The following is a 21,800-nucleotide window of genomic DNA, read 5'->3' as shown; positions in this document are numbered from 1 at the left end:
GTCTACTTCGCCTCGGCCGGCTCGGTCCCGGCGCGGGCCAGGAACGCGTCGATCGCGCGGATCGAGCGGAAGTGCTCCGGCGCGAGCTCGACCTGGTCGGCGGCGATGCCGAAGCGCTCCTCCAACCAGGCGATCACCTTGAGCAGGCCGAGGCTGTCGATGACCCCGTTGTCGATCAGGTCGAGGTCGACGTCCAGCTCGGCGGGCGGGACGTCGGGCAGGAACTCCTCGACGATGAACTGGGCGATGACCGGTGCGTGCTGCAACTCAGGCTCCTTCCGGGAGGCCGCTGGTGAGGTGTGCCTGCCGTACCGCGAGGCGGTCGACCTTGCCTGTGGAGGTACGCGGGAACGGGGCGTCGACCACCCGGACTGTCTCCGGGATGGCGCCGCGCGGAAGCAACCCGGCGCAGTGCCGGCGCAGGCCGAGGCTGTTCAGGCCGGTGCCGGGCCGCCGGTGGACCACGGCGTGCAACCGCGACCCGACCAGCGCGTCGGGCACCGCGAGCACCACGGCGTCGGCCGCGTCGGGATGGTCGAGCAGGGTCTGCTCCACCTCGGCCAGGTCGACCCCGACGCCGCGTACCTTCACCCGGTGGTCGTCGCGGCCGACGAGGAACAGCCGCCCGTCGGCGTCCCGGCGGACCAGGTCCCCGCTGCGGTACCAGGCCGGACCCGGCCGGCCGGACGGGTCCGCGCCGAACCGGTCGCCGCCCGCGGCGGCGCCCAGATAGCCACCGCTCTGGAACGGGGTACGCACCCACAGCTCCCCGGCGCCCGGCCCGTCAACGAGCGCGCCGTCCGGGCCGACCACCGCGGCGTCGACGCCGGGCAGCGGCTCGCCCAGCGGCACCGGCCCGTCGAGCGGGCCGGTGCGGTCCACCTCGTGCAGGAAGCTGTCGTTGGTCTCGGTGCAGCCGTACAGGTTGTACAGACGCGCCGACGGGAACGCGGTCGGCAGCCGACGCAGCAACCGCGCCGGCATCGTGTCGCCGGTGAAGATGGCGTGCTCGACGTGCGGGAACACCCGCGCGTCGCCGGGGTCGACGTCGGGGCCGGCGAGGAGACCGAACAGCATCGGCACCGCCTGCACCACCGACACCCGTTCCCGGGCCACCAGGTCGGCCAGCGCCGCCGGCTGCAACGCCTGGTCGGGGTCGACCAGCACCACCGTGCCGCCCCGGCTCAGGGTGGTCCAGACGTCGAGCAGGCAGAGGTCGAAGTTGAGCGGCGCGTAGTTGAGCACCCGGACCCCGGGGCCGATGCCGAACCGGTCCCCGGCCCAGGCGACGAACCGGTCCACGGCCGCGGCGTCGAGCGGGACGACCTTCGGCAGGCCGGTGGAACCGGAGGTGGTCAGCATGAACGAGGTGCCGTGCGGCACCCGCCCGGCCGGCACGTCGGGCAGCCGCAGGGTGTCCCAGGGCGACAGCACCTGCCGGCAGCCGGCCTGGCCGAACAGCTCGCGCAGGGTCGCCGACGGCAGGCTGGCGGCGGGCAGCAGGAACGGCCGGCCGGCGCGCAGCACCCCGAGGATGGTGGCCACGGCCTCCGGCGACTTCTCGGCCAGCACGCCCACCGGCTCGTCGTCGGCCAGGTCGAGCGCCGCCAACCGGTCGGTGGCGGTTGCGGCCAGATCAACCAGGTCGCCGTAGCTGACCGTCCGGTCCCGCCAGACCAGCGCGGTCAGCCAGGGATGGGTACGGGCGGTACGGACGACGCTGTCCACCAGGGCGGAGTGCGCGGTCATCACAGGTCCTCTCCGGGTCGACACGGCGCTCACTCGTCCAGCAGCGCGACGGCCCGGGTCCAGCCGGCCCCCGCGCCCACCAGCCGCACCGGGAAACAGACCACCCGGAATCCGTACGGGGGCAGCGCCTCCAGGTTCGCCAGGCGCTCCACCTGGCAGTACTCGCGGTCCCGCCCGGCGACGTGCGCGGGCCAGAGCACCGCCGGGTCACCGGTGGCCTGCCAGCGCCGCAGGATCGTCGGGAACGGGGCGTCGAGGCTGAACGCGTCCGTGCCGATCACCCGCACACCGGCGTCGAGCAGCAGGTGCACCGCCGGCCCGTCGAGGCCGACGAAGTCGGTGAAGTAGCGGGCGGTGCCGGCCCAGGCACTCGCCCCGGTTCGCAGCAGCACGATGTCCTGCGGCTCCGGCCGGCGGCCGATGCGGGCGAACTCCTTCTCCAGGTCCGCCGCCCCGATCACGCCGGCCTCGTCGCGCGCCACGTCCAGCACCAGCCCCGGCCGGTGGAACCACTCCAGCGGCAACTGGTCGACGTGCCGGGGCACCCCGTCGCCGTAGCCGGCCCGGCTGCCGTAGTGGGAGGGCGCGTCCACGTGGGTGCCGGTGTGGCTGGTCAGCGTGAGCCGGTCCAGGGAAAGGAACTCGCCGTCGGGCAACACGTCCGGGTCGAACTCCAGTCCGAAGTGCTCACGCATTTCCGCGCTCATGTGCAGCGCGCCCTCGCGCGGGCTGAGCACCTCGTGCCCGACCAGGTCCGGCTCGTACGCCGACGCGTCGATCGGGGACGACAGGTCGATGATCCGCACAGTTACCTCCTCGGCTCCCGTCCACCGTCGCGGTGGAGGCTCGAGGAGCGTTGGAAGCCGGCTGGACGGCCGCCCGCGGTCGACGTGCGGGTGGGGTCGCCGTCGGCGGCGGCCCCACCCGCACGCCTCAGAAGCCGGTCAGCCCGGCGCCGTACGGGTAGAGCGGGTTGCCGTAGGTGGTCGCCGGCGGCGCACGGGTACGGGCGTCGGTGGTGTCGCGGGCATGCGAGGCTCCCGGATGGTGTGGTGGGGGCCGTGTGGAGAGAGCGTCGATGCGCAAACCCGACGACACCACCTGGCAGTTCGGCGCCCACGGCTTCGGACCCGATGCCCACACCCTCACCGCCGACATGCTCGACCTCCTCACGGTCTGGGAACACCACCACCGCTACCGCCCCGGCCCGACCATCACCGTGCACCCCACCGGCATGCATCTGTCTGAATCCGATGGACCCCAACTGTTCGTAACCCGCCGCCACACCACGATCACCGTCACCTGGCCCGCCTCCGGAAAGCCGCAATGACCGGCGACCCATCGCGCATCGAACGGTTCTCCCCACAGCTACCGACGCCGGTGACCATCCGGGGCAACTCCGGCAGTGGGAAGACATCCACCGCGCGAGAGGTACGGCGCCGCTACGGACGCGGCACCGCGCTGCTGGAACAGCGGTCAGCCTGCGACAGCTATCCTGCGAGGTCTTCGTGGACCTGCCAGCCAAGACCGCCGGGCGAATCCAGTCCGATCAGGCATTCGAGGCCGCCGCTCTCAGCCGCGACGGCGCCTTCGAGGTAACCACCGCGTATCTCATCTCCCAGCTCGTCGAACACAATCTCGGCGTGGCGATGCTTCCATCCGCCTACACACCGCAGCTCGCCGGCGTGACCACCATCGAGATCAGAGACGCCAGCCCACGTCGAATACGTCATCTGGAGCCGGTTCGACCGCACGCCCGCGGCAAACGCTTCCTCGTCCTCCTCGACAATCCCGCCCGAGATCCTCGCCGATCAGGCAGTCCCGGGTAGGGAACGGATCAGCGCGGAGGGCCGGCGGGCGGAACCGCTCCGTCAGCTCGTCCGGGTCGGTCGCCCGTCGGATCCGCGGGGGTCTCGCAACCCACGGTTCGGGTCAACGTCGTCAGGAGGCGCTCGAACGCTCAGCGATCGTCATCGGCAAGGCCACGAGGGATGGCCGCTTCGTTGTCCAGATGCTCCTCGATGAGCCGGTCGGTCAGGGCCAGACCGGCAGGGGTCAGCCCTACGCGCCTGCCGCGTGCGTCGGCCTGGGAGACCAGGCGCGACACGAGACCCCGAGCGATGAGTCGGTCCACCCGCTTGGTCACACCCCCGGTCGTGACGAGCATCCGATGGCTCAGCTAGCCCGCCGTGAGCGTGTAGGGCTCACCCTCTCGGCGCAACGCCGCGAGCACGTCGAACTCGCCGTTGCCGAGCCCTGCGGCGGGGAACGTGGGGCGCAAGGCGGCGTCGACCGCGTCCGCCAGTCGCTGGATCCGGCCGATGATCAGTAGCGGGCTGAGGTCGAGGTCTGGCCGCTCACGACGCCCCTGGGCGACGATCGCGGCCGATGCGGTCGTCATTCACGGTTGCCTCCGATGTGAGCACGCCGTACCGTTCTGCTTCCGCCGCCACCGCCCACGTGCGCCAGGCTCACAATTCCGCCGCCTTTCTGGACCGCAAGCGGGCAGGCTCGCGGCCACGAGTTGTTCCGTCGCCACGGCTTCAACGCCGTCGTCGGTGACGAGCGGGCAGGCCTGCACATCCTCAACCAGGAGCCAGACCTCGACGGCGTGGAGCTGGCTGAGTTCACCAGCCGGGCCGCTCGGGCGATCGGCCCGGTGGACGCCGAGGATCCCGCTCAGCGCGACGGACACCTCGGCATGCGAACCTGGCGAATACCGGTCATGCTGCGCCAGCCCGGCGCCGTTGCCCGGCCGGCGGCGAGGGTGATCCGGGTCAGGACACCGAGGAGCTGCGAGCGGCTGAGCACACGGTGATCACCCTTCGGACTGACCAGGTGGCAGCCCTACCGGGCCGGTGAGCTGTTTGCCCTGGCCCTGAGGTGACAGCCCGGTGTAGACGTGTGCATCGCCAGCCTGGGCGGCGAGATCACCGGAGCGTGCGTCACCGTCGTGGACGGCGGGTTCGGCAGCCACTACTGCGTCGTAACGCTTCCGGCGTTCCATTCCCGCGGGGTCGGGCGTGCACTCATGCTCGCGCCCCTCGCTCCTTTGGCGGACCTGCCATTCACCCTGACCGCCTCCCGGCTCGGCACGGCGCTGTACGAGTCCCTGAGCTTCATCGCCACGACGACATCGACCTGGTGGTCCTCCCGATCGAAGTCCCGCCGTGCTGGCCGTTGCGCCGCGACGCGGACACCGGGGCTGGGCGGGCCCTGGCGGGGCGCGGTCAGAAGGAGATGGTGAGGACCGTGTCGGTCGGCTGATGTCGCTGGTCTGGGCCGGTCGGGTTCCGGCGCGGTGGGCGGTGACGGTGGGCTGATTGGGGCGGCCCGCCTTGTCTCACTGGTTGAGCAGGGCGGTCAGTTGGGTGGCGAGTTTGTCGGCGTCCGGGCCGTCGGCAATGGCGCCTGGTAGTCCTCGATGTCGAATCTGGTGGCCTGCCGCCGGGTGGTGGAGCGGGCTCGTTGCCGGGGGCAGGTTGATGTTCGTCAGCGGTGCAGCCACCAGGACCAGTTTGCCCCGCGGTCGGCGGGATGTGGATCCTCCGGCGGGCGGTGAGCGGCGCGGAGGGTATCGACAGCTGCGACGCCGTACAGGACGATCGCGGCGGTGGTCGCGGCAGCGAGTGGTGGGGCCTCGATCAGTGGAATGCCGGCGGCGAGAAGTACCCCGATCCCTATCCAGCGGCGCAGGGAGACCCGGGAGAAGACGGCTCGTTCCAGAGCGGCTCGACCGGCCAGGTAGCAGGCTGGCCCGCCGAGGATCAGGGCCAGCCAGGCCGGGTAGGTGCGTTCCAGCGCATGGATCTGGACGAGTTCGTGTCCGATGGCGGTCATCACGATTCCGAAGATCATCACGGTGTGGGTGGACGAGACGAACCGTCCCAAGGCTGCAGGATCCCGGGCCGCGGCAATGGCCTCGCCGAGCACGAACCCCGCCCGGTGGAAGTAGATCCGCCACAACAGCACGGTGGTAACGAATGCTACGGCTAGTCCGACACTTTCGTAGCTGCCGGTACGGCCCGGTCCGCTGGCGTAGGTAGTACCGACGGCGAGGATCGTCTCGCCTAACGCGATCAATGTCAGCTGCTTGTAGCGATCGGCAAGGTGATGAGGGGCGAGCGCCCAGGCCGACGCTCTACCACGGCCCAGACGGGGTACCGGCCATCCCAGCCGCGCGGAGGCAAGGTCGATGACTATTGCCACGCTCCATAGCAGCAGTTGCCCCCGGCCGGGTGCCAATGCGCCGATGATCCAGAGCGGTCCCGACACGGCGAACCAGATCGCGACACGCCAGTAGATCCGGGACAACGGGTGCTTGCGGAGGAGAGTCGCGAAGATCAGAAACCAGGTGATCTGGCTGAGCACGTATGCCAGGGCGAAGGGAAGGGCACCGCCGCCGTCGAACACGTGCGGCACGCTCGTGCCCATGACCATGAGGGCGGCCCCCGTAGTCAGGATCGCCCACTGCGTTCTGGGGGTGTGGGGATCAACTCGGGCGGTCAGAAAGGCCGTCGTCGTCCATGACCAGAACAACGGCATGAACAACAGCAACGTTCTTCCTACCGAGGACCAGCGCCTACCGACATCCGAGGCGTCAAGCCCAGGCTGTTCAAGACCCGTTACCGCAGCTGCCACCAAACGGTTGAGGGCGAACACCATCACCAAATCGAAGAACAACTCCACATACGTGGCCTGCTGCGCACCGCCTGGACGACGCAGCAAACTTGCCGCATGACTCCCACGCGAACATCTCGAAGCTTCCCACATGTGCCTATCGCAACTGATACCGCCTCAGGCTGGGGCAGCAAAGGCAGAATTTCCTGGACAGACTCGATGGCGTTGGTGGAGCAGATGACGGTGCGGACTTCGGCGTCGAAGGACGGCGCGGCACGAACTCCGCCCACGCTTGTGCCCACAACCGGATGATCGTCGGATACTTCCCGCTCCACACCTGGTCATCCGGTCTGGCGTTCGGGTCTTGGCTCATCGGGTACCCGCGACCATGGCGCTTTCGCAGTGTGATCAGTCGGCGCCCAAGGCAGGGTCTGGGGTGCGCCAGCAGTGCCGGGAGGTCCACCGGCGGGTGCAGACGTACTTCATCCTCGCGGTGCAGGCCGGTCTGGCCGCCGCGTTGGCGTGGCTAGCGGCCAGGGGCCTGCTGGGCAAGGAAGACCCGACCTTCGCCCCGGCCGCCGCAGTCGGCGTGATTGCCTCTGCGATCGGCAATCACGCCCGACGCGCCGTGGAGTTGGTCTCCGGGGTAGGGCTCGGCGTCCTCGTGGGTGACCTGTTGATCGGTGCGACGGGCACCGGCGCGTGGCAGACCGGCGTCATCGTCTTCGTGGCGATCGCCATAGCAGCGGCGGTACGCGGCACCGGCGCCCTGATGGTCCAGGCCGGCGGTACGGGCGTGTTGGTAGCCACCGTCAGCCCGACCAACCCCGACCTGGAACTGCCCCGGACGCTCAACGCGCTGATCGGCGGAGCGATCGGGTTGTTGGTCGTGCTCATCATCGTGCCCCTCAATCCGATGCGCACGCTGCGACGCGTCGCCGACCCCGCGCTCGGTACCTTCGCTGCGTATATGACCACCGCGGCGCAGGCCCTGGCCTGCCGTGACGCTTGTGCCGCCGATGAACTGCTCGACGAGATGCGAGCCGCGGAGCCCGAACTCGACCGGCTCGACGAAGTCGTCATCGCCGCCGACGAGGTTGCCCGGCACTCCCCACTGCGCTGGCGCCGCCGCCGGGCGCTGGCGGCCTACAGCCAAGGCGTCGAACACATGGAACGGGCGTTCCGCAACAGCCGTACCCTGGTGCGCCGTCTCGGCACCGCGGTGCGCGAAAAGGAGCCGGTGCCGTTCGAACTGCCCGCCGCCATCGAACTGTACGGCGAAGCGATCCGGATGCTGCACCGCGAATACCTGACCACGAAAGAGCCGGTGGGCGCTCGGGAACGGGTGCTGGCAGCGGTGCGGGAAGCCGGCAAGGCATGCCGCCAGGACATCGGCTTCTGCGGCACCATCGTCGTGTCCCAACTGCGCACCATCGCCAACGACCTGCTCCGCGCTACAGGCGTCCCCCGCAACGAGGCACGCCGAATGGTCCGCCGGGCCGCCGCCGGCTATGGGTGACCCCACAGCCTGAGAAAGCGTTTCCCATGTCTGTCAGTCGGGTGTGCTGAAGATGCGGTGTTGTTGGGGGGTGGCGGGTCCGCCGCGGGCGAGACGGTTAAGCGTGCCGGTGACGGCGGCCCAGCCGATCATGGCTTCCGAGGTGGCGGGGCGGGTTTCGTAGTCGCGGGCCAGCCGGCGGTGGGCGGTGAGCCAGGCCAGGGTGCGTTCTACGACCCAGCGGCGGCGGTGTACGACGACCCCTTGCTGGTCGGCATGTACGTGGCAATCAGGGCGTCCTTCGCGCCATCGCGGTCCTGCACGAGGCGGCCAGGGTCCAGACGATGACCAGCGGCCCAGGGTGTCGGTCACGATGAATTGCTTGCAACCGTCGGTCTTCTTCCCGCTGTCGTGGCCTCGGGTGTCACGATGCACGGTGTCCGCGGCCCGGACCGACTGGGAGTCGTATCCCTACCGTGGGCTGCGGACCGCCGGTCGTGGGCCAGACGGACCTGTCCTGGGCAACTGCGGTGAGGGCGACGTTGGCGGCGCCAGCCGATCCAGGAACGATCGCCGGACGGGCCCGGCTCGAACACTACATGTTCGCCCGAATCTCCCCGGCGCGCTATCTCACTTTGGCGGCGCTGCTGCTGTGTTGTTCCGCCGCGATGCACACCGCGCCGCGCCGCCACAGTGGCCGCGGGGGTCATTCTGTCCGCCGAGGCCATCGCCGGAGTATTTTTCCGATCATGAAGCTTTTCGGACAGTCGTGGACAGCGTTGCGCACGGCGATCGGCGAACTGCGCGACGAGGACTTCGCACAGCCATCAGGCTGTACCGGCTGGCTCGTGCAAGACCTCGCATGCCACCTGATCATCAACGCTCAGGACGTCCTCATTACCCTCGTCACGCCCGCCGACACGGAACCGACCCGCGACGCGGCAAGTTACTGGGAGCTCGCGGACGTGGCACCGACCGGAGAAGACCCCCTCGACACACTGACCGTCCGGCTCGCTGCCGCCTATGTGGATCCCAGCCTGTTGAAGTTCCATCTCGACGACGTCGGCTCCGCCGCCGGGCGCGCCGCCGAGCTGACTGATCTTGCGCGGACGGTTCGCACCCGCGGCCAGGTTCTCACTGTCGAGGACTACCTCGCCGCGTACGTCCTCGAATGGACGCTGCACCACCTCGACCTGACAGCGCATCTTCCGCACGTGCGAACGCCGCCCGCCGACAGCCTCCGGGGGGCGCGTGAGCTGCTTGAGCGCATCGCCGGCTTCGCCTTCCCACAGTCGCTGTCCGACGCGGAGGCGCTGCTGGTCGGCACCGGTCGGCGCACGCCAACTGACAACGAGCGGAAACAACTGGGCGAACGGGCCGTCCACCTGCCGCTGTTTCTGCGGTGACCACCGTCAGCGACACCACGACAGTCTGCCAACCGATGCCCGGCCTGCGGACGGCGGCGGTGCCGGCTGCCCTCAGCGCGCCGAGACGCAGCCCGATGTCGTAGCGCGCGCCAAGGCGGCCACGCTCGTGGACGCCACCGACGTCGGGCTGACGAGAGTTGGCAGCCCTGATGGTTGAGCCCCACTTGCTGGACCGTGTTCGGTGTTTCGGCGACGAAGTGGCTGACGCGCTGCGGACGGCCGTGAAAGTTGGCCCGCCGTCAGCGGGGCCGACGATGTCGTTGGGAAGAATGTCAGACCGGTAGCGGCAGCCCTTCGGTCAAGGGCTTGACGGAGGGCACTGCGGATCGGCCGTCGGGCTCGCTCAGAAACGGATGGTCTGCATACCGGAGTAGCCGGTGGAGGCGCTGATCAGCCCGTCGTTGACACGCAGGATGCCGTACTGGCCCTCTAGTTCGAACTGCCCCGAGTCGCCGGCCGGCACCACCCGCCAGACCTGGGTGGCGTCGTCGACGGCGCACGGAACAAGCTTCAGTGGCGGCGCCTGGGTGGCCGCCACACACTGGTTGCCGAGCGCCTTCGCAACGATCTGCACGCTGTTGATGGCGGTCGTCGGCGCTGGGTAGAGCACCATCTCGGTCGAGTTGTCCTTCGCAGCGCCGGTGAAGTCGACCGTGCCGTCGTCGCGGAACTGCATCCAGTGGTCGCCGCCGTCGTCTGCCACGTCGATCAGCACACCGGCCTGCAGGTCAATGCCGAACCGTTGCAGTTGGGAGAGGTTCGAGGCGACGTTTCCGGTTGGCCGCGGCCCCGGCCTGGAGGTGATGCCCGCCGAAGGGCGCTGCGATGTTCTGGGCGTGGCCGCCGGATCGAGATGGCCGTCGTGGTCGCCGCCGCCGCGGTCCATCGCGAAACCGGCGCCCAGCGCGGTGACTAGGACCACGGCCGACGCCACCCCCGCCGCCTGGTTGCGGCGTCGCCGGGCGGCCCGCCGCCGGATCTCACCGGCCGGCGCGACCGTCGCGTCGCGTTCCACCCAGTCGGCGTACGCGCGCATTCCTTCCTGCAGATAGTCGTCAGGCATCGCGGTGCTCCCGGCCCGTGTCGTAGGTGTCGCTGTCGGTCAGGTGGCCGGCGAGGGCCTTACGTCCTCGTGCCAGCCGTGTGGTGATGGTTCCAGCCGGGATGCCGGTCTCCATGTGTATCTCGGCGACGCTCAGGCCGACGAGATGGTGCAGCACGATCACCTGACGCTGGCCAGCGGGGATCCGGCGCAGCGCCCCGACGATCGCCACGTGGTCGGGGTTGAGCCCGTCCACGTGTTCGTCGGCGGCTGCACGGCGGTGGGCGTGCACCCGGTTCACCGCCTTGCGCCAGGTGCTCACCGCGTGGCGGTACGCCACCTGGCGTACCCATGCCTCGGGGTTGTCGTACTGGCTGATCTTGTGCCATCGGTTCCAGGCGCGCAGGTACGCCTCCGCCACGGAGTCCTCTGCCTCCGCCTGGCTGCCCACCATCATCGAGACGTGGGCCAACACCCGCCGGCAGGAGGCCGTGTAGAAGGAGTCGAAATCCTCTGGGTCGCGCATGGAGATGGTTGTCCTCAGCGTGCGTACGTGATGGTCTGCATGCCCGTGCGCCCCGACTCGCCGGTGGTCAGCCTGCCCTCGCTGACGCGCAGGATGCCGTAGGCGCCGCGCAACTCGAACTGACCCGAGTCACCGGCGGGAATGACCTCCCAGATCTGGGTGGTGCGGCCCTTGACGCACTGCTCGAGGCGCAGTGCCGCGCCGGACGTGTCCGCGACGCAGTAGCCGTCGCTGACCTCCTCGTTCCAGAACGGTGGCTTGAGCAGGATTCGGTTCCGCTCGACAACAGGGGCGGCCTTCAATGCCATCATCGTCGCGTCGGTACGCCCGGTGCCGGTGAAGTCGACAGACCCGCCCTTCCCGACCGCGAGGTAACGGTCGAGGCCGTCGTCCGCCACGTCGATCAGCACGCCCGCGTCGAGGGTGATGCCGAGCTGGCGCAGTTGTGACAGATCAGAAGCGACGGCCTTGCTGGGGGCCTTGGCCACCTTCGTGGCGATGGGCCCGACCGGGGTCTTCGTAGTGGCATCCGCCGTCGCCGGTGAGGTAGTGGCGGACTCGGGGGAAGAGGAGACCGGCACCTCTGCCGAGCCGCCAGTCTGTCCGCCGGCTGCCTGGTCGTCGGGGCTCCCGGCGCATCCAGACAGCAGGGCGACACCGGCCAGGGCGACAACCCCGAGGGTCATGGAACGCATGTCATCTCCTCGGAAGAGGGTTGGGGACGTTTCGCGACAGACACGCTCCACCCCCGAAACTGATTTCGAATCAAAGGTCACGAAGAGGTCACGGCCTCTACGCGTCCGCCGGCATCATCCCTCTACCGCAACTGATGGAGCCTGACCGCCCTGACGCGGTGGCCGACGAGTGAGGATCCGCCGGTTCAGCGGGCCGATCGCGGACGCACCATCAGGGCGCCGCAGCACGTATCCCTCCGAGCAATTCCTACCCATCCGGACGGATTCCGAGTAAACGTGAGATTGCCAGTGCCTTCAGCGACCACTTCCGTGCCGCTGAAACCTACCTAGGTCGGCACATATCTTTGGTTAGGGCCGGGTCCGGCCAGGTGTAGTGATCCCATAGGGGATTGACTGATATGAGTAGTGGTGGCGCCTGCCAGGCGGCGCCGAGCATTTGGAGCGCCGGGTACTCGATTCGGGTATGGTGAATCGGTTCACCAGCAAGAAAGGTGACCAGGATGTCCCGCACGTGGGACTGGTCCAGCAGGTAGCCATGAACACCGAGAAGCTGATAGACCGGGATTCCGGTGTACTCGCCGGGCGGCGCCTCGGCGGCAGTGGTGATGGGCAGAAACGCAACCATCCGCACGCCCGGTACCGGGCACATCATCTGGCTGCGGTAGAAGGGCGCGTCGTCAATTAGCGAGCGGATGAAGGGCTCGTCCGGGCTCTTGCCTGGTCCACCAGCAAGATCGATGAGACTGAAAACCGCCCGTAGCTGCCATCCGGTAACGACACCCCAGCCTTGGTCGTGGTGCGGGGGCGGGTAGTAGGTCCTGCCAGCGCTGATCAAGGGACTGAACAGCGCTGTGCTGTCGACAGCCGGATGCGGATCTCGGGCGAGATAGGTCCGGGCGACCATGGCCCCCTCGCTCTCCCCGATCAGAGCGATCTTCCGACCCGTACGCTGGTGCAACTGATCAACCTGACGCCTGAGAAGCGCGACACTGTCGGTAATCGAGATGGTGGTGTCAGCCGGCTGGTACGGAAGGGGCTGACCGGTTGCGTCGAGCCCTCGATAGGAAAAACGCTGCACCCTTAGGTCCGGTGGCTGCTCACCATCGTAACGGGTGCCATGGCCGGCGAGGACAATCACCGCGTGGGTGACCCCGTTCGGCAAGGGCCGGTCAAGCAGCAACGCTTCGGTCCGCACCAATCTCCCCGGCACCACCGCCACCACGACGGCGACGATCAGCGGCGCGAGAAGGGCCATCACGGTCACGATCGGGGTAGCAGGCACCGAGGAGAATCGCGCACGGGGGACCAGCAGTGCCGCCTTCACGACCTGCTTCCACAACAGTCCGTTAACCATGCCCGCCGCAGCGGCTATCAGCACCATCCACCAACCGGGCACAATCCAGCACACCGCCCCTGCCACGGTCAGCACCACGAAGTTCAGCAAAGACCAGCCCACCAGCCGCTTCGACGGCAGCCCTCGCCACCACGGATCCACCACGGTCGCGCGTTGCAGGAACGGTGCGAGCAGGAACATCGGTAGCAGTGACGCCAGCAGCACCCACGACAGTGACACCACCGACGCCGCCACCGACAGCAACGCCCACGGAGAGACCAAGACCGCGACCAGCAGGGCGACGCCAAGATTACGCCGCACGAGCCACCACCTCGCCGGCCGGTGAACCTGCTTCGGCCAGGCCAACATCACCAGAATCGTGTGGAACAGCCCGCGCGCCACCACCAGTAACCCGAGCCACAGCAGGAAATGCATCACCGAGTCGTGATACACGTACAACCATCTAAGATCGTGGTAGGTGTCGTACGGCCAAACGGCAGCAGCCTGTGGCGCGAGCCCCTCCGCAGCGACAAAGCCCATGCGCAGCAGCACAACAGCCTCAACGGTTGGACTGACACACGTCAACACCAACAGCCCAGCGAGCCTCCGGTCCGCCAACATACAGCCCTCTCACCCGCATGGAACAGTTCCTGCCTGCAGACTCCACCAGCATCGGCACCGACGACGACCAAACCGGCAACTTGCCGATCACGGCCCTGGGGCTGCCTCACTAACGGCACCTATCTATGTCAAGGCGTTGGCAACAGAGAGGCCCCCGTCAGGTCCACACTCCCGACGAAACCAGAACCGGCGGGCCAGGGACGGAGGGTGCAACGGTGGTGTGTCCAACTGCTTCGACGTGCTCCAGCCTTGGGAGGACCGGGTTCCTTCACGATGTGATCGCGGTCGCGGGGACCGCAGGATCCGGTCCAGCAGCAGGCTTGCCGATCCCAGACCGATCCCAGACGGTCAACGTGTACTGATGGAATGAGACGAACACTGGCAGGAACTGCCGCCGCAGTGGTGGTGGGGATGCTCGCAGCGGCTGGCGGCCCGGCCGCCGCCGACCCGGGTTGTGAGCTGAACGACCCACGGCCGATCTGCACCGGAGACCCGGTACCCACCGAGAAGCCGCCGGTAGCCGTGCTGGAATCCCAAGACTTGGTGGCCGGTGGTTCCGGAGAGGCCAGGACGCGGATCTGGCGTGCCAAGGGCTACATGTACGACCCCAACGGCGGACCGGTCTGGTACAAGGTGTGGGTCGACGGCGTCGTGGAGACCTCCGGCTACGCCAACCAGTACCACGCGGCCCGCGGCAAGTACGACGCGTTCGACCTGACAGTCGGGGTGCCCGCCACGCCCGGCAACCACACGATCCGCATCCAGTACTTCAACGTCGCCGACGGCACCGACCCCAACGCCCCACCGCTGTACGCCCTCGCCCCCTACACCTACCAGGTCAAGCCACTTCCCCTGATCGTCGAGACCGCGGCCTTCCCCTCGCCCGGTACCTTCACCTTCACCGTCATCGACCAGTCCAACCACGAGACCGGCTTCCGAGTGGGACTCGCCTACACGGAGACCTTCAGTTACCCGAAACATACTTGGGTAGACAGGACGGTCTCCCTGGACCTTCCGCCGCACCCCGGGACCGGCAGGTTCACCCTGACGGTGCCCCTCGAACGGAACGCTGGCGTCGAACTCACGAGTTACCACATCGTGAGCCTGCGCACCAAGGAGGGTGGCGTCCTGTCCGACGCCGCCACAACCTTCTGGTACTACTGGGACTCGGTCCCCGTCCACACACCAGCGCCGTCAGCCCCATGACCCACCGGATGAGGTGAGCCCAGGTCAGGGCTCACCCTGCTGACCAATCCAACGCGGAACGCGCCCCGCCACCAGCACGGTAGTGGGGCGCTCCGGCGGATCGCCGGGAAGGACCCGTCACGATTGGGACGCGTCCTGGTGAACAAGCTCGCCGACCGCAACGACCTGGGCGGTCCCGGATGCGCCGGATGCCCGGCACCGATCTGTGGCACCTGACCCACCGCGTACGCCACGACTGGCAGGGCAGCTACCACCTCGCCCCGGACGAGGGAACTGAGACCGTGCCGGATCCCGGCCCCGCGCACTGGCGCAGTTTTGCCGCCAACCTGGTCGCCGACCCGTACAACCCCCGAACCCCGCCCCGGTCCCGGCCGCCCCACAAGTCCGTGGCCGCCGCCGCCCAGGCAGGGCCGCGCTGGCGGCAGCCACGGCCGGACGTACCGGCGGGACGCACCGACGTGGCGACCATCGCCACCGGGCGCGGCCCGCGCCGGGCATGGCGGTACCTGCCGCCCGAGCACCGCGCCGAGGACGGGCCATACCCTGACGAGGTGGACGCGGAATGGTTCGCCCGTCGGGTCGCCCTTGCCGACCGCCGGCCGGTGCGCTGGCACGTCGAGGTCGGCCTCGACGAGTGGGTGAACGTGCAGCCCAACCGGCACCTGCGCGACGTGCTGACCGCACGCGGCTATCCCCTGACCTACGCCGAGTTCGCCGGCGGACACGACCGGTTGTGCCGGCACGACCGGCTCGGAGACGCGCTGACCGGACTGCTGCGATGAGGGACCGGCTCGCCACGCAGGCCGACGCCGACGCGGCCCACCTGGCCGGCATCGGTGACGTGATCACCGGCCGCGTCACCGAGCCCGCCTCCGGCGTCCCGGCCGGGCGTCACACCGGCCACCCGTCGCAGGCGGCGGTCGGGGCGTACCGGCCGGCATAGGTGCCGACGGCGTCGCCGCCCGTGTTGTCGGACATCACGTTGCCGCAGACCCGCCCCTGCGGGGTGGCCTGGAACTTGATTCCACCGGCGGCGTTTCCCCTGATCAGGTTCCCGTACGCGTCGTTGTCGACCCCGTCGGCCGCCGTGTCACCGCCGAACCGGATGCCCGCTCCCCGGTTGCCGATCGAGGCGTTCCAGCGGAACGTGTTGCCGGAGCCGCGCGCGTCGAAACCGGCCGAGTTCGGGTCCTGCTGGCCGGTGCACCAGTTGAACTCCACCGTGTTGGCGGTGGAGTTCTCCTTGATGTCGACACACTCGTTACCGCGGGTGTCGATGTGGTTGTGGTGGATCCGGTTGTCCCGGCTCACGTCGGGGCGGGCATCCGGCGCGCCGTTGGCGCCCTGCTGCTCCGGGGCGGTGCCGAGGTAGATGGCCTCGCCGTTCTTGCCGCCGCCGGCGAAGACGAAGTCGTCGACGCCGCACGGCCCGACGTCGTTGAACGCCACCTCGGCGTGGGTGATCAGGTAACGCAGCCGGACGCACTCGCCCCCGGCGTTGGCCAGCCGCATGCCGAGCACCCGCAGCCCGTCGACGCCGTCGCCGGGAGTGGTGCTCATCACGTACAGCAGCTTGTCCCGGTAGCCGTCGCGCTGGTCGGCGGCGCCGTGCAGCCCGTCGACGGTGAAACCGCTGAGGGTGGTGTCGTCGTGCTGGACCTGCATGATCCGGGCCGCGCCGCCACCGCGTACCACCGCGGCGCGCGGGCCGGTGATGGTGACGCCCGGACGGCGGGTCACCGCGTCCTGCCGGTACGTGCCGGCGGCCAGGTGCACGGTCGCGCCGCCGGGCGCCACGTCCAGGGCGTGCTGGATGGTGGCGAACGGGGCACCCCGCGTACCGGCCGCGGTGTCGTCGCCGCCGGGGGCGACGTAGTAGTGCTGGTGGGCCGGCTGCCCGGCCGCCGCCAGGGCGGGGGTGGCGGCCGGCGCGGCGGCGACGGCCGCGAGCATCACAGCGGCGGTGCGGAGTCGTTGAGCGCGCATGTCGTTCTCGTCTCTGCGGTGAGGTGGGCGGGGTCACGGAGCGGTGCGGGACGGTCGGGGTGCGGAGCGGGCTCGTCCGGGGCCGGCGCGAGGCGGTCGGCGAGCCGCTGGCCGAGCAGCAGCGGGAGGGTGGGTCCGAGCAGCAGCGGGCCGAGCGCCGACGGCGAGGTCAGCACCGGCACCGCGATGGCCGCGCCGAGCAGGGCGAGCCCGCGGCCGGGCGAGCCGAACGCGAGGAACAGCGCCTCCCGTGTCCAGCGCCGGAGGTCGCCGCCCGGGCCCCGGCCCGCGACCACGGCGACGGCCAGGTGGTACGGCACGAAAGCGAGGACCAGCCCGACCTGGAGGGCGAGCAGGGCGGCCGGCAGCGGACCGGGCCGTGCGGCGAGGAAGGCGATGTTGCCGACCAGCACGGCACCCGCCACGGTGGAGACCAGCGCGTGCCGCCACAGCGCCCGCCAGTAGCCGCCGAACGCGCGCAGCGTGCCCAGGAACGGGCGGGCCGCGGCCCCATCCCGCCATGCCTGGAGGGCGTACGCGGCGGCGGCCAGCGCCGGCAGCCAGGTCACCACCGGAAGGCAGAGCAGCAGCAGGGCGCACCCGGCGAGAGCGGGGTAGGCGACGAACTCCAGCGCCCGCAGCGCCGTGCCCTCCCAGCCGCCGGCCCGGCGCTCCGGGCCGCCCCGGCCGCGGGGGCGGCTCAGGCCGGCCACGGCAGCACCCCGCTCACCGGCTCGGCACCGTCGAGCAGGGTACGGCCGGCCACCTCGACCCGGGTCGCCGCGACCAGGCCGAGCCGGCCGGGCTGGCCGTCGGCACCGGGGAGCAGGATCACCGCGGCGGCGTCGGCGTCCACACCGCCGCCGTCGATCCGGCGCTCGCCCGGTGACAGCAGCACGGTCTCGCCGGTGCCGAACCGTACCCCGGCGCCGGCCACGCAGGGCACCGTCTCGGCGGTGGCCGGCTCCGGCGCGAGCGCGGAGGTCGACTCGATGGCGGTCAGCAGCCGCTGCCGCCCGCTCGGGCCGACCCGGACGCGGACGGTCCGCAACTCCCGGACGATGCGCAGGCTCGGCGTGCTGGCGGTGGGATTGGCCTCGATCGTGGTGGTCGTGGTCTCCACCGGGGCGTCGGCCGGGGCGAGGCGGCGCACCCAGGCCTGGGCCGGCCCGGAGCGCAGCGCGAGGTCGCCGTCGACCACCTCGGCGGGCCAGTCGGAGTGCAGCAGGAAGGTCCACTCCCGAGGCTGGTCGGCGGCGAGTTCGTCGAGGAGCACGAGCCGCCCGGACGGGGTGAAGACCAGGGTGCGGTCCACCCGCCGCACCCCGAGCGCGGGGTCGAACATGGCGGCCGACTCGCTGGTGGCGTGCACCAGCCCGCCGGTCGCGAGCACGTCGCGCAGCCGCGCCTGCCGCTCGTACGGCAGGTCCTGGTAGACGTGGTAGCGGTCCTCGCCGGCCCAGCCCTGCCCGTCCACGAGCACCAGGTTGTGGTGTGCGGCGCGCTTGCCGTTGCAGTAGCCGTCGTCGACGGCGAGGAACTCCCCGTGCGAGCCGAAGACGAAGGAGCCGGCGTCGGGGTGGTGGTGGCCGGCGTTGAGCGTCTCCCACCCGGACTCCCGGCGCAGCCGGTGCGACGTCTCCCAGGCGGTGTGCCCGCCGCCGGGCGCCGACTTGAAGCTCACGAAGGCCGCCGTGTCGTGCCACCCGGTCCGGGCGGTGACCTGCCCCAGGTCGGGGAAGTAGGCGGTGGTCGCCGCGGTGCCGGCCGGGTCCACCGGAGCCACCCGCGGGTCGTACCAGAGCAGCTCGTAGCCGGCCTCGGGCATCACCCCGGGCCGCACCCCGGAGGCGTACGCCTCACGCCAGAAGTGCTGCCGGGCGACCCGGTCGGCGAGCCAGGCGGCGTGCCCGTCGCGGTAGACGGCGGCGAGCTTGTGGTAGAGGGCGACGCTGTGGCCGGAGCGGCGGTCGTGGCAGTCGCCGTGGTCGACGTTCTCCTCGAAGCCGGGGGCGCACTGGTGCAGCCGCCACGCGAAGGTGTGTCGCAGGAAGCCGCCGCGCTCCCACCAGTCGACGCCTTCGGCGTGCTGGAGCAGGTCGAGGTGGATGGCGAGCCAGGGCACCCCGTAGCGCCAGTAGACGACGCCCTCGGCGTCGGAGCCGTCGGCGGGCAGGAGGTCCAGCACGGTGCCGAGGTTGTCCCGGGCCCGGTCGCTCCACGCCGGCACGTCGAGCGCGTAGCCGGCAGCGGCGAGCCCGGCGTAGCAGATCCAGTTGTGGTTCTGCCAGTAGCTCGACGACCACCAGCTCCCCTCGGTGCGCACCGCGAAGTCGTACATCCGCCCGCCCTGTAGCCGCAGCTTGGCGCCGAGCGCGTCGGCCTCGCCGGCGGGCAGGTCGTCGCGGAGCCAGGAGTACGCCAGCGACAGCCCGTGCAGCAGCCAGCCCGCGTCCAGGTCGTGGTCCGGCATCTTCGCCCTGCCCCAGTGCGGGTAGGACACCGCGGCGCCGATCCACCGCCGCGCCTCCGTCAGATAGCCGGGCTGCCCGGTGAGCCGGTACGCCAGGGCGAGGTTCATGGCGGCCGGGCCGAGCCAGGTGATGCTCGCCAGCGGGTGCTCGGCGGGCGGACTCTGCCCCCGGTACCAGGCGCACTGCTCGTGCAGCCGCCGCCACTGCGCGGTGTGGGTGGTGGTCAGCGCGGCGCGCAGCCGATCGAGCCGGCCGCCGATGAGCAGCGGTTGCATCATGCCCCCAGGCGGTAGACGGAACGGAAGGTGACAGCTGTGGCGTCCTCGACGCTCCAGTCGACCCAGGTGCGGGTGCGCTGCGGGTCGTCGGCGGGGCCCGGGCCGGGCCGGACCACGAGGTCGGCGGCGACCGATGCCTGGTGCCGCCCGCGCAGCACCTGGCGACCGGACCAGACGGTGTCGAACCCGCCGTCGGCGGCGGGGCGCACCGCCAGCTCGACGTCGGGGCGCAGCCCGAGGGTGATCCGGCGCGGCCGGTCGGCGGTGACGACCAACTCGTCCACCAGGGCACCGTCGCGCCGGCTCAGCTCCCGCCGCGCCGACACTCTCGGGTACGCGTCGTCGCAGCCCACCGACACCGACCGCCGGTCGTGGCCGATCAGCCGGCCGGCGCACTCGGCCTGCTCCAGCCCGTCGACCCGGAACGTCGGGTGGGCCACGGTGGAGCGGTAGTGCCGCCGCCACCCGCGGTGGGCGTACGGGACCTGGCCGGGGTCGGGCTGCCAGGGGGTGTCCGCGCCGTAGAGGTAGAGGGAGAGCTTGTCCAGGTGCCCGTGCGAGCCGCCGTGCGGGCCGAAGTCGACAAGGGCGTGCAGCCCGTGACCCCGCAGCAGCGCGTACCCGGCGTCGGGGTAGCAGACCACCGGGTCGGCCGCGGCCGGCACGTCGCCCAGCAGGGGGCGCAGTTCGGCCAGCTCGGCCAGCTCGTGCTCGGCCTCGGGGCGCAGGTACGGTCCGTCGTGCAGCATCGGCAGCAGCCCGCCGGGGGTGGTGATGGTGTCCAGTACCGCGGCCATCGCGACGAGGCGTTCCCGGACCGGCGGCGGCAGCGGCGTCTCGGGCCGTGCGCCCACCGCCAGCAGGTACGCCCGCAGCACGAAGTGGTGGTAGTAGGTGGCGGCCTCCCACTCCCACCCGTCCGGGCGCACCGCCGCGAGGACGTGCGCGTGCAGCCCGTACGGGCCGGTCAGCCACTCCGGTCGGCCGGAGCAGACCGCGCCCGCGGCGATCAGCCAGGCGGTGTAGTTGGAGTCGAAGCGGCCGTCGGCGACGAGTGAGTCGCGGGCCTGCCCGGCGGCGTCGGTGAGCGCCGCCAGCAGCCCGCTCACCTCGGCCGGCAGCGGGTCGCCGGCGGCGCGCAACGCCTGCACCGCCTGCCCGACGGTGACCGCCCAGACGGCCTCGGTCAGCGCCTGGTGGAACAGCCGTCCACGCAGCATCCACTCGGCGGCCTCACCGTGGGCCGCCCCACCGAGCGCGGCATACCGGTCGGCGTACCCGACGAGCAGGCGGGTCGCGGCGGCGCGGTGGCCGGGCCGGGACGAGCGGGCCAGGGCGCGCAGCCGCCGGGCGCACGCCTGGTGGGCCAGCACGGTCCAGGCGTCGCGCACCGCCGGGTCGTCCACCCGGCAGCCGTGCCGGCAGCGCGCGCCGCCGGGCGGGAACACCCCGGTGAGCAGCCCGTCGTGGGCCAGCTCGACGCCGTGGACCGGGCAGACGTACGCGTGCCACCAGCCGCCCCGGCCCGGTGGGAGCACGGGGGCGGCCAGGGACGCGGCCTCGGTCAGCGGAACCATGCTCCACCGTCGATGTCGATGGTGGCCCCGGTGACGTAGCCGGCGGCGTCGGAGGTGAGCCAGAGGACCGCGCCGGCGACGTCGCCGGGGGTGCCGGCGCGGCCCAGCGGCACGCCGGCGACGATGGTCCGCTGCACCTGCGGCGGGGTGAAGGTGTCGTGGAACGCGGTGCCGCCGATGAAGCCGGGTGCCACTGCGTTGACTGTGGTCCCGCTGCCGGCGACCTCCTTGGCCAGGCCCTTGGTCAGCCCGCGCACGGCGGCCTTCGCCGCCGCGTACACGACGGAGCCGGCACCGCCGCCGTTCTCCGCGGCCAGCGACGACATGGTGACCACCCGCCCCCGGTCGCCCGCCTCGCGCAGGTGCGGAATGGCCGCCCGTACGGTCCGGAAGGTGGTGCCGAGGTTGAGGTCGACCACCTGCTGGTAGTGCTCGTCGGTCATCTCGGCGACCGGGCTGCGGCCCACCATCCCGCCGGCGTTGCAGACCAGGATGTCCAGGCCGCCGAGGAACCCGGCGGCCTCGTCGACGAGGGCCTGCGTCTCGTCGGTGCGGGTGAGGTCGGCCTGCCGGACGAGCGTTTTGCGGCCCAGGGCCTCGATCGCCGCGCCGACCTCGCCGGCCGGACCCGCCGAGTGTCCGTGGTGGACGGCGATGTCGGCGCCGGCCCGGGCGAGCGTCACGGCGATCGCGGCGCCGATGCCGTGGCCGGCACCGGTGACCAGGGCGCGACGTCCGGTCAGGTCGAAAGTCATCGAGCTGCTCCTT

25 protein-coding genes and 2 pseudogenes are annotated in these 21,800 nt (G+C 70.8%); 9 read left to right on the top strand and 18 right to left on the bottom strand.

Annotated features, from left to right (window positions below):
• Nucleotides 1–2: 2 nt before the first annotated feature.
• The 4 genes from O7622_RS15635 to O7622_RS15620 all read right to left on the bottom strand — a co-directional run bounded on the left by O7622_RS15635 (nucleotide 3) and on the right by O7622_RS15620 (nucleotide 2,835).
• The gene (locus tag O7622_RS15635) at nucleotides 3–266 is read right to left on the bottom strand and encodes an acyl carrier protein (protein ID WP_181569152.1); all 264 of its coding nucleotides are present in this window, start codon (nucleotides 264–266) and stop codon (nucleotides 3–5) included.
• Between the two features lies 1 nt (nucleotide 267).
• Nucleotides 268–1,749: an AMP-binding protein gene (locus tag O7622_RS15630; RefSeq protein WP_282308900.1), complete on the bottom strand. Its 1,482-nt coding sequence runs from the start codon at nucleotides 1,747–1,749 to the stop codon at nucleotides 268–270.
• Between the two features lie 29 nt (nucleotides 1,750–1,778).
• Entirely contained in the window at nucleotides 1,779–2,555 is a 777-nt protein-coding gene (locus O7622_RS15625) for a cyclase family protein (RefSeq protein WP_282308899.1), read from the bottom strand.
• Between the two features lie 127 nt (nucleotides 2,556–2,682).
• Complete coding sequence (locus O7622_RS15620) at nucleotides 2,683–2,835, bottom strand: hypothetical protein (protein WP_282308898.1); 153 nt, start codon at nucleotides 2,833–2,835, stop codon at nucleotides 2,683–2,685.
• Here O7622_RS15620 and O7622_RS15615 point away from each other — a divergent pair.
• The 3 genes and pseudogenes from O7622_RS15615 (at nucleotide 2,828) to O7622_RS15605 (ending at nucleotide 3,578) form a co-directional block, all read left to right on the top strand.
• Nucleotides 2,828–3,079, top strand: a complete 252-nt coding sequence (locus O7622_RS15615) for a hypothetical protein (RefSeq protein ID WP_282308897.1) — start codon at nucleotides 2,828–2,830, stop codon at nucleotides 3,077–3,079. The two genes, O7622_RS15620 and O7622_RS15615, sit on opposite strands and share 8 nt — an antisense overlap.
• A pseudogene (locus O7622_RS15610) lies at nucleotides 3,076–3,222 on the top strand (kinase); the annotation flags it as partial. The gene O7622_RS15615 and the pseudogene O7622_RS15610, both read left to right, overlap by 4 nt.
• Nucleotides 3,223–3,257: 35 nt before the next feature.
• Nucleotides 3,258–3,578: a hypothetical protein gene (locus O7622_RS15605; protein ID WP_282308896.1), complete on the top strand. Its 321-nt coding sequence runs from the start codon at nucleotides 3,258–3,260 to the stop codon at nucleotides 3,576–3,578.
• A 131-nt stretch (nucleotides 3,579–3,709) separates the two neighbouring features.
• On the opposite strand, the gene O7622_RS15600 is transcribed toward O7622_RS15605, so the two are convergent.
• Both O7622_RS15600 and O7622_RS15595 read right to left on the bottom strand, forming a co-directional pair.
• Entirely contained in the window at nucleotides 3,710–3,916 is a 207-nt protein-coding gene (locus tag O7622_RS15600) for a hypothetical protein (protein ID WP_282308895.1), read from the bottom strand.
• A gap of 12 nt (nucleotides 3,917–3,928) precedes the next feature.
• Nucleotides 3,929–4,150, bottom strand: coding sequence for a hypothetical protein (locus tag O7622_RS15595; protein ID WP_282308894.1), 222 nt, complete (start codon nucleotides 4,148–4,150; stop codon nucleotides 3,929–3,931).
• A 123-nt stretch (nucleotides 4,151–4,273) separates the two neighbouring features.
• Here O7622_RS15595 and O7622_RS15590 point away from each other — a divergent pair, with 123 nt between their 5' ends.
• Nucleotides 4,274–4,567: a hypothetical protein gene (locus O7622_RS15590; RefSeq protein WP_282308893.1), complete on the top strand. Its 294-nt coding sequence runs from the start codon at nucleotides 4,274–4,276 to the stop codon at nucleotides 4,565–4,567.
• 525 nt (nucleotides 4,568–5,092) lie between these two features.
• On the opposite strand, the gene O7622_RS15585 is transcribed toward O7622_RS15590, so the two are convergent.
• Both O7622_RS15585 and O7622_RS15580 read right to left on the bottom strand, forming a co-directional pair.
• Complete coding sequence (locus O7622_RS15585) at nucleotides 5,093–5,257, bottom strand: hypothetical protein (protein ID WP_282308892.1); 165 nt, start codon at nucleotides 5,255–5,257, stop codon at nucleotides 5,093–5,095.
• Nucleotides 5,242–6,438 carry a low temperature requirement protein A gene (locus O7622_RS15580; RefSeq protein ID WP_282308891.1) on the bottom strand — a complete coding sequence of 399 codons (1,197 nt, stop codon included), beginning with the start codon at nucleotides 6,436–6,438 and terminating at the stop codon, nucleotides 5,242–5,244. Before O7622_RS15580 ends, O7622_RS15585 begins: the two co-directional genes overlap by 16 nt.
• Before the next feature lie 400 nt (nucleotides 6,439–6,838).
• On the opposite strand from O7622_RS15580, the gene O7622_RS15575 reads away from it, so the two are divergent.
• Complete coding sequence (locus O7622_RS15575; protein WP_282308890.1) at nucleotides 6,839–7,888, top strand: FUSC family protein; 1,050 nt, start codon at nucleotides 6,839–6,841, stop codon at nucleotides 7,886–7,888.
• A gap of 33 nt (nucleotides 7,889–7,921) precedes the next feature.
• Here the strand turns inward: O7622_RS15575 and O7622_RS15570 are convergent.
• Nucleotides 7,922–8,134 (bottom strand): annotated as a pseudogene (locus O7622_RS15570) (transposase); the annotation flags it as partial.
• Nucleotides 8,135–8,364: 230 nt separating this feature from the next.
• On the opposite strand from O7622_RS15570, the gene O7622_RS15565 reads away from it, so the two are divergent.
• Nucleotides 8,365–9,273 (top strand): maleylpyruvate isomerase N-terminal domain-containing protein, encoded by a 909-nt coding sequence (locus O7622_RS15565; protein WP_282308889.1) that lies wholly within the window; start codon nucleotides 8,365–8,367, stop codon nucleotides 9,271–9,273.
• A 364-nt stretch (nucleotides 9,274–9,637) separates the two neighbouring features.
• Here O7622_RS15565 and O7622_RS15560 read toward each other — a convergent pair whose 3' ends face one another.
• The 4 genes from O7622_RS15560 to O7622_RS15545 all read right to left on the bottom strand — a co-directional run bounded on the left by O7622_RS15560 (nucleotide 9,638) and on the right by O7622_RS15545 (nucleotide 13,442).
• Nucleotides 9,638–10,357 carry a hypothetical protein gene (locus O7622_RS15560; protein WP_282308888.1) on the bottom strand — a complete coding sequence of 240 codons (720 nt, stop codon included), beginning with the start codon at nucleotides 10,355–10,357 and terminating at the stop codon, nucleotides 9,638–9,640.
• Complete coding sequence (locus tag O7622_RS15555) at nucleotides 10,350–10,862, bottom strand: SigE family RNA polymerase sigma factor (RefSeq protein ID WP_282308887.1); 513 nt, start codon at nucleotides 10,860–10,862, stop codon at nucleotides 10,350–10,352. Before O7622_RS15555 ends, O7622_RS15560 begins: the two co-directional genes overlap by 8 nt.
• 14 nt (nucleotides 10,863–10,876) lie before the next feature.
• A complete protein-coding gene (locus tag O7622_RS15550; RefSeq protein WP_282308886.1) occupies nucleotides 10,877–11,557 on the bottom strand; it encodes a hypothetical protein in 681 nt (226 codons plus the stop codon).
• A gap of 322 nt (nucleotides 11,558–11,879) precedes the next feature.
• Nucleotides 11,880–13,442, bottom strand: a complete 1,563-nt coding sequence (locus tag O7622_RS15545; RefSeq protein WP_282308885.1) for a hypothetical protein — start codon at nucleotides 13,440–13,442, stop codon at nucleotides 11,880–11,882.
• Between the two features lie 435 nt (nucleotides 13,443–13,877).
• Between O7622_RS15545 and O7622_RS15540 the strand changes: the two genes are divergently transcribed.
• From O7622_RS15540 to O7622_RS15530, 3 genes are all read left to right on the top strand, one after another.
• Complete coding sequence (locus O7622_RS15540; protein WP_282308884.1) at nucleotides 13,878–14,717, top strand: hypothetical protein; 840 nt, start codon at nucleotides 13,878–13,880, stop codon at nucleotides 14,715–14,717.
• Nucleotides 14,718–14,839: 122 nt separating this feature from the next.
• Nucleotides 14,840–15,499: an enterochelin esterase domain-containing protein gene (locus tag O7622_RS15535; RefSeq protein ID WP_348774079.1), complete on the top strand. Its 660-nt coding sequence runs from the start codon at nucleotides 14,840–14,842 to the stop codon at nucleotides 15,497–15,499.
• Nucleotides 15,496–15,660: a hypothetical protein gene (locus tag O7622_RS15530; protein ID WP_282308882.1), complete on the top strand. Its 165-nt coding sequence runs from the start codon at nucleotides 15,496–15,498 to the stop codon at nucleotides 15,658–15,660. Before O7622_RS15535 ends, O7622_RS15530 begins: the two co-directional genes overlap by 4 nt.
• Here O7622_RS15530 and O7622_RS15525 read toward each other — a convergent pair.
• Genes O7622_RS15525 through O7622_RS15505 form a run of 5 tightly spaced genes read right to left on the bottom strand, consistent with a single transcriptional unit; the run spans nucleotide 15,609 to nucleotide 21,787 of the window.
• Complete coding sequence (locus O7622_RS15525; protein ID WP_282308881.1) at nucleotides 15,609–16,703, bottom strand: DUF1565 domain-containing protein; 1,095 nt, start codon at nucleotides 16,701–16,703, stop codon at nucleotides 15,609–15,611. The genes O7622_RS15530 and O7622_RS15525 overlap by 52 nt on opposite strands.
• Nucleotides 16,670–17,416 carry a hypothetical protein gene (locus O7622_RS15520; protein WP_282308880.1) on the bottom strand — a complete coding sequence of 249 codons (747 nt, stop codon included), beginning with the start codon at nucleotides 17,414–17,416 and terminating at the stop codon, nucleotides 16,670–16,672. Before O7622_RS15520 ends, O7622_RS15525 begins: the two co-directional genes overlap by 34 nt.
• On the bottom strand, nucleotides 17,404–19,455 hold the full coding sequence (locus O7622_RS15515) for a heparinase II/III family protein (protein ID WP_282308879.1): 2,052 nt from the start codon (nucleotides 19,453–19,455) through the stop codon (nucleotides 17,404–17,406). Before O7622_RS15515 ends, O7622_RS15520 begins: the two co-directional genes overlap by 13 nt.
• Entirely contained in the window at nucleotides 19,452–21,032 is a 1,581-nt protein-coding gene (locus O7622_RS15510; RefSeq protein ID WP_282308878.1) for a heparinase II/III family protein, read from the bottom strand. The genes O7622_RS15515 and O7622_RS15510 overlap by 4 nt, the downstream gene beginning before the upstream one ends.
• On the bottom strand, nucleotides 21,020–21,787 hold the full coding sequence (locus tag O7622_RS15505) for an SDR family NAD(P)-dependent oxidoreductase (protein WP_282308877.1): 768 nt from the start codon (nucleotides 21,785–21,787) through the stop codon (nucleotides 21,020–21,022). Before O7622_RS15505 ends, O7622_RS15510 begins: the two co-directional genes overlap by 13 nt.
• Between the last annotated feature and the right edge of the window lie 13 nt (nucleotides 21,788–21,800).

Source organism: Micromonospora sp. WMMD1076, assembly GCF_029581475.1.
In the GTDB taxonomy this organism is placed as follows: Bacteria; Actinomycetota; Actinomycetes; order Mycobacteriales; family Micromonosporaceae; genus Micromonospora; species Micromonospora aurantiaca.
The sequence above is the reverse complement of the archived record's forward strand: the minus strand, read 5'-3'. Positions and strand labels throughout refer to the sequence as shown.

Bases quoted from the DNA above. Each gene is read 5' to 3' on its own strand.
- O7622_RS15525 (WP_282308881.1), bottom strand. From the start codon at position 16,703: ATGCGCGCTCAACGACTCCGCACCGCCGCTGTGATGCTCGCGGCCGTC.
- O7622_RS15615 (WP_282308897.1), top strand. From the start codon at position 2,828: ATGCGCAAACCCGACGACACCACCTGGCAGTTCGGCGCCCACGGCTTC.
- O7622_RS15515 (WP_282308879.1), bottom strand. From the start codon at position 19,455: ATGATGCAACCGCTGCTCATCGGCGGCCGGCTCGATCGGCTGCGCGCC.
- O7622_RS15550 (WP_282308886.1), bottom strand. From the start codon at position 11,557: ATGCGTTCCATGACCCTCGGGGTTGTCGCCCTGGCCGGTGTCGCCCTG.
- O7622_RS15560 (WP_282308888.1), bottom strand. From the start codon at position 10,357: ATGCCTGACGACTATCTGCAGGAAGGAATGCGCGCGTACGCCGACTGG.
- O7622_RS15555 (WP_282308887.1), bottom strand. From the start codon at position 10,862: ATGCGCGACCCAGAGGATTTCGACTCCTTCTACACGGCCTCCTGCCGG.
- O7622_RS15630 (WP_282308900.1), bottom strand. From the start codon at position 1,749: ATGACCGCGCACTCCGCCCTGGTGGACAGCGTCGTCCGTACCGCCCGT.
- O7622_RS15540 (WP_282308884.1), top strand. From the start codon at position 13,878: ATGAGACGAACACTGGCAGGAACTGCCGCCGCAGTGGTGGTGGGGATG.
- O7622_RS15595 (WP_282308894.1), bottom strand. From the start codon at position 4,150: ATGACGACCGCATCGGCCGCGATCGTCGCCCAGGGGCGTCGTGAGCGG.
- O7622_RS15505 (WP_282308877.1), bottom strand. From the start codon at position 21,787: ATGACTTTCGACCTGACCGGACGTCGCGCCCTGGTCACCGGTGCCGGC.
- O7622_RS15510 (WP_282308878.1), bottom strand. From the start codon at position 21,032: ATGGTTCCGCTGACCGAGGCCGCGTCCCTGGCCGCCCCCGTGCTCCCA.
- O7622_RS15600 (WP_282308895.1), bottom strand. From the start codon at position 3,916: ATGCTCGTCACGACCGGGGGTGTGACCAAGCGGGTGGACCGACTCATC.
- O7622_RS15530 (WP_282308882.1), top strand. From the start codon at position 15,496: ATGAGGGACCGGCTCGCCACGCAGGCCGACGCCGACGCGGCCCACCTG.